3 protein-coding genes are annotated in these 5,690 nt (G+C 32.4%); all 3 read left to right on the top strand.

Annotated elements, in window-relative coordinates; genetic code table 11:
• Positions 1 to 232: 232 nt before the first annotated feature.
• The 3 genes from RMO83_RS02670 to RMO83_RS02660 all read left to right on the top strand — a co-directional run bounded on the left by RMO83_RS02670 (position 233) and on the right by RMO83_RS02660 (position 5,428).
• Positions 233 to 1,657 carry an undecaprenyl-phosphate glucose phosphotransferase gene (locus RMO83_RS02670; RefSeq protein ID WP_310558126.1) on the top strand — a complete coding sequence of 475 codons (1,425 nt, stop codon included), beginning with the start codon at positions 233 to 235 and terminating at the stop codon, positions 1,655 to 1,657.
• A 534-nt stretch (positions 1,658 to 2,191) separates the two neighbouring features.
• Positions 2,192 to 2,977, top strand: a complete 786-nt coding sequence (locus RMO83_RS02665) for a polysaccharide biosynthesis/export family protein (RefSeq protein ID WP_310558125.1) — start codon at positions 2,192 to 2,194, stop codon at positions 2,975 to 2,977.
• 9 nt (positions 2,978 to 2,986) lie between these two features.
• Positions 2,987 to 5,428, top strand: coding sequence for a polysaccharide biosynthesis tyrosine autokinase (locus tag RMO83_RS02660; protein ID WP_310558124.1), 2,442 nt, complete (start codon positions 2,987 to 2,989; stop codon positions 5,426 to 5,428).
• Positions 5,429 to 5,690 lie beyond the last annotated feature (262 nt).

The raw sequence follows: 5,690 nt of genomic DNA, 5'->3' as shown, positions 1-5,690 counted from the left end.
CAAATCAAGGAACAAATTGTTTTTTGGCTTAATTATTTGTTCAACTTCTATCCTGAAAATAATATTCCTATTTTTGTGGAAATTAAAAATAGCTCTTTTTAAGGGTTGACTAAATAATTACACCCAAAGCCATATAATAATAACAAATGTTCCTAAATTTGGCTTAATTTTTTGAAGGACAATAATTCCTTTTATTCACTAAAAGATTTGAATAGAAACTAACTTTATTTTTATGTCAATTTTTAAAGCACTGTCTACCTTCCGTTTTTCTCGTTATTACAAGATTGGATTTTTATTTTGGGATGTGGTCGTGCTGAATGTCGCAATAGCAATGTCCTTTTTGATACGATTTGGAAATTTTCAAAATCTATACTTGAATGAAGTTCAGGCAGTTTGTTTATTGTCGAATATTTTTTGGATTATGTTGTTGCTTTACAAAGAATCCTATAGAATTATCCGAATGGAAAGTATAGAATCAATTTTATACAGAACTATTCGATTACTGCTGATTCATATAGCTATTATTGCTATTTTTATTATCGCCTTAAAATATGATAAAGTTTCTCGTCTGAGAATAACCTATTTTTACACCATTTTTTTTATTTTGTTGGTTAGTTTTAGAATATTTTATATGAAGTTCTTGAAATTCGTTAGGACGCGAGGCTTTAATTTTAGAAAAGTTATCATAGTTGGAGCAAATTCAATGGGTGAGCGGATGAATCGAATTCTTTCTAAAGACCTTACTTATGGGTATAAGGTAGTAGGATTTTTTGATGATGAAGTAGATACGAATGAAATTTTGAATGCTCCTGTTTTAGGTGGATTCGCAGCTGTTGAACAGTATTTAAGTACTAATAATATTGATGAAATGTATGTTGCACTGCATATTAATAATATCGCAGTAATCAATCAACTCACTTCGCTTTGTGAACGATACATGGTGCGAATAAGGTACATTCCTGATTTTCAGCAGTACACTAAAACAAATAGGGTTCAGGTCTCTTTTTATGGCAATGGTAATATACCTGTTTTGATGTTGCGGAAAGAACCATTGGAAATCCCCGTAAATCGAATTGTAAAACAACTTTTTGATTTTTGTTTTTCTTTATTAGTAATTGTGTTTTTATTTTCGTGGTTGTTTCCTATTATTATTCTCTTAATTAAATTAGATTCTAGAGGTTCGATTTTTTTTGTACAAAAACGGTCAGGTCGAGACAATAAATCTTTTGATTGCTATAAGTTTCGAACAATGTATGTTAATGATAATGCTAATATTGCACAGGCTACCAAAAATGATCCTCGGATAACGAGAGTTGGTGCTTTTTTGCGTAAAACTAGTTTGGATGAATTACCACAATTCTTTAATGTATTCATAGGGGCTATGTCAGTAGTGGGGCCACGACCACATATGTTGTCGCACACGGAGCAATATTCCGAACTAATTGATAACTTCTTGGTACGGCATTATGCGAAGCCTGGTATCACAGGCTGGGCACAAGTCAATGGCTTTCGTGGAGAAACAAAAGCGTTAGCGGATATGGAGGCTCGTGTAGAATACGATATCTGGTATATAGAAAACTGGAATTTTATTTTGGACTTAAAAATAATTTGGAAAACTTTTACGGCAGTATTCACTGGTGATGAGCAGGCTTTTTAAATCAACTTAAAGTTTCATTTTTATAACCTTATTAACTTTTTTAACTTAAAAAGTATCCACTAGTTTCTAATTCGATTTTTGAGTCAAAATCCTGTCTGCGGATAATCTCGAATACAGTTTAATTGATTTCTAACCCGTTTATAAATTTTCTGGTTGTAAAAATTTGCACACTTGCAACTTTCTTTTAACATAAACAACGAAATGCGGATATGCTCTTAAGATAGTTTTTTAATCAATTTCAGATTCACATTTGCCGAGATGGGTGTTGTAATTTCGAAAACACCTGCTTTTACTAAGATTCCTTTAATTTTAATAAAATAGATTGAACAACTTCTTTCACAATCTGTTTTGAAATTTTGTGCATTAATTCCAAGTTAACTTATAATCATTTGATAAAAAATTGGTAAATCTAGCTAAATTTTTTTTATTAGTTTCTGCTTAGATTTAATTTATAAATTAATGTAAAAAATCTAAGTAAAAGTAATGATGCATACTATGTTAATGTTTATATTTGCGATTTTAAAACTATAATTTATGAAGTATTTATTTTCATTAAAAATAACAATTGCCTTTCTTTTAGTTGTTATTTTTTTTTCCTGTAAACCACGTAAAGAACTTGTTTATTATCAAAATATAGATAGTTTAGGTTCTTCCGAGAACGTGAATACCTACGAGATTAAAATTCAACCCGATGATTTATTGATGATTATTGTTTCAGCGGAAGATGCTGAATCGGCACTTCCTTTTAACTTGACTGCTGCTAGTATACCTTCATCCCTTGGCATAAATAACATTGCGCAACAGCAGTCCATACAAACGTATTTAGTTGATGCAAGTGGAACGATAGTTTTTCCAGTTCTTGGGAAACTTCAAGTAGGAGGTTTATCTCGCTCTGAACTACAACAATTATTGGAGACTAGAATAGCTAAATACATAAAAAATCCAATCATTAACATACGTCGTACTAATTTTAAAATTTCGATACAGGGAGAAGTGACTTCGCCAGGTATATACACTATTAATTCGGATCGTGTGACTCTTATTGAAGCCATAAGCATGGCGAAGGATTTGACTATTTATGGGAAAAGAGATAATATTCTTATTATCAGAGAAGTCAATGGTGTGAAAACCTATAATCGGGTTGACATTACTAAGGCCGATTTCATTAAATCGCCATTTTATTATTTGGCACAGAACGATGTGGTCTACGTGGAGCCCAATAAAGTTAGAATTAATGGGGCGGCTGTTGGGACAAATACAAGCGCAATCATATCTGTAACTTCCTTACTTATTACCATAATTACTATAATTTTAAGATAATCACTATCTATGAGCACTAACATTATGTCAGACGACAATACAGACGAAGATTTTAATATAAAGGACGCTTTACAAAGGTATCTTTTTTATTGGCCGTTGTTTGTTTTAGGGGTTTTAATTTGCCTAAGTATCGCTTACTTTTATTTAAGATATACTACTCCACAATATATGGCAAGCACAAATATTTTAGTTAAAGATGATAAAAAAGGGGGTATACTCTCTGAAATGTCAGCTTTTGCCGATTTGGGATTTGGAGGTGGAATGAAAAGTAATGTGGATAATGAGGTAGAAATTCTAAAATCTAGAACTTTAGTAGAGAGTACTGTTAAACGACTGGAATTAAATGTTTCTATATTAAAAAAGGGAAAAATCAACACCATTGATGTATACAAAGAGGCTCCAATTGATGTTAATTTCATAAACCTAAAATCTAGTTTTTATGACGACAAAATGAGTTGGGAGTTTGTGAAATTATCTCCTGGAACTTTTAAATTAATAGGGGCAGGTAATCTTAGAGATGGAATTCCACAACTATTAACGAGCAAGAAAGAGTTTCGTTATGGAGAAATTATACCAACTCGTAGTGGGGATTTAATTGTTACCAAACCTACAGATTTAAAAACACAAGGAGAATATATTGAATCAATCCGCATTAATCTTTCCCCACTAGATGATGTTGTCACGGGCTTTTTAAAGCGAATAACGGTGAATCCAATCAGTAAAACGAGTAGTGTCGTTGGTGTTTCAATAGTTGATTCTAAAACGAAGAGAGCCGAAGCCTTTTTAGATACAATGATTCAAATTTATAATGATGATGCCGCCGCAGACAAGAATTTTATATCTGAGAATACATCTAAATTTATTTCTGATCGATTGGTCTTGATTACTCAGGAGTTGGATGGTGTAGAACAAGATGTGGAAAGTTTCAAAAAATCGAACGGTCTTACTGACATAGAATCGGAGGCTAAATTGTTTATAGAAGGTTCTAGCGATTACAATAAACTAAGCGTAAAGAATGAAATTCAATTGAATGTGGTAGTTTCCATGTTGCAATTCATGAAGAAAAGTACGAATGGGGATTTGCTTCCGGCGAATATTATTGAAGGTCAGGGAGATACTTCTGAATTGATTAGCTCATACAATAAATTGGTATTAGAGCGCGATAGAATTTTGAAATCTGCTACTGTTTCTAATCCTATGGTTGTAAAATTAGACCAACAAATTCTTTCGTTAAAAGCTAATGTGATAGAAAGTCTGATGCGTTTGCAATCTAATTTAAACATTCAAAAACTTAATTTGAAAGGTCAGGAAGGTCTTTTGGATTCTAAAATAGGGAAGATTCCCGTTCAAGAACGACAGTTTAGAGTAATTGCCAGACAGCAAAAGGTAAAGGAGGAACTGTACCTATATTTGCTTCAAAAGAGAGAGGAGACGGCTATTTCACTTGCCGCAACAGAACCTAATGCACGAGTAATCGATGTTGCAAAGGCTGCTAAAAACCCTGTATCTCCTAATAATAGATTAATTTATTTCTCGGCTTTATTATTGGGACTACTTATTCCATTTGGATTTTTATATGTTAAAACTTTATTCGATACAAAAGTTAAATCTCGGTTGAATATTACAGATAAATTTAACATCCCATTTTTGGGAGATGTTCCTCGATCGTCAACACCCAACGAAATTATTGGTACTAAAAGTAGAACTAGCACTGCCGAGGCTATACGAATTGTTAGAGCTAATTTAGATTTTATGTTGACCGAAGTTCCTGATGGCAAAGCTAAAAGTATCTTTGTGACTTCAACCGTTCCAGGAGAGGGAAAGACTTTTTTGTCTGTTAATTTGGCTGCAATTTTTGCACATTCGGGAAAAAAAGTTTTATTAGTTGGTTTGGATATTAGAAAGCCAAAGTTAAATGAGTATGTTGGTATTCAAAGCAATAGAGGATTAACGGATTACTTATCTACTAAGGATATTCCTGTTGCAAATTTCATCAATAAAATGAAAGGTTTTGAAGCATTTGATGTGCTTCTAGGAGGTAGTATTCCACCAAATCCAACAGAAATGTTAATGAGTCCCAAATTAGATTTATTATTTGCTCAATTAAAAGGTGAATATGATTACATTGTTGTAGATACCGCTCCTGTAAGTTTGGTTTCAGACACTTTAATTGTAGCAAAACACGCTGATACTTTTGCCTATGTGGTTCGAGCCAATTATTTAGACAAGCGTTTGCTCAATATTGCCGGTAATTTGCATAAAGATAAAAAACTGCCAAACATGGCCTTTATTCTTAATGACACTGCTGTTTCTAAAGGATATGGATATGGAGGCTATGGATATGGAGGCTATGGATATGGCGTAGTATATGGTTATGGTGCCGATAGCGAAAAGGAAAAAAAAGAAGCAAAACCGTGGTATAAAGGAATTTTAGGGAAATCAAAAAAATAGGCGAAAGCCTATTTTTTTGGTTTAAAAGTGTACGAATTCGACTTTTATTTTTTTGCCACTAATAGTGGCATTTTTTTTAAACAGAATACCTTATTTATAGTTTTTCATCCGTTTCGATTTGGTAATTAGTCATTCCTTAAAAATGAATTAACAATTTGATTGTTAATAACTTGTGATTAAATTCAGTTGAAAACAGTACTTTTAAATCGCCAAAAAGTGTATATTTCGGTATAAAAAAGTGGCAATATGTTAGGCAAAATAA

It is taken from the genome of Flavobacterium sp. (assembly GCF_031423415.1).
In the GTDB taxonomy this organism is placed as follows: Bacteria; Bacteroidota; Bacteroidia; order Flavobacteriales; family Flavobacteriaceae; genus Flavobacterium.
Note: the sequence above shows the minus strand (reverse complement) of the source record. Positions and strands in the feature narration are given on the sequence as shown.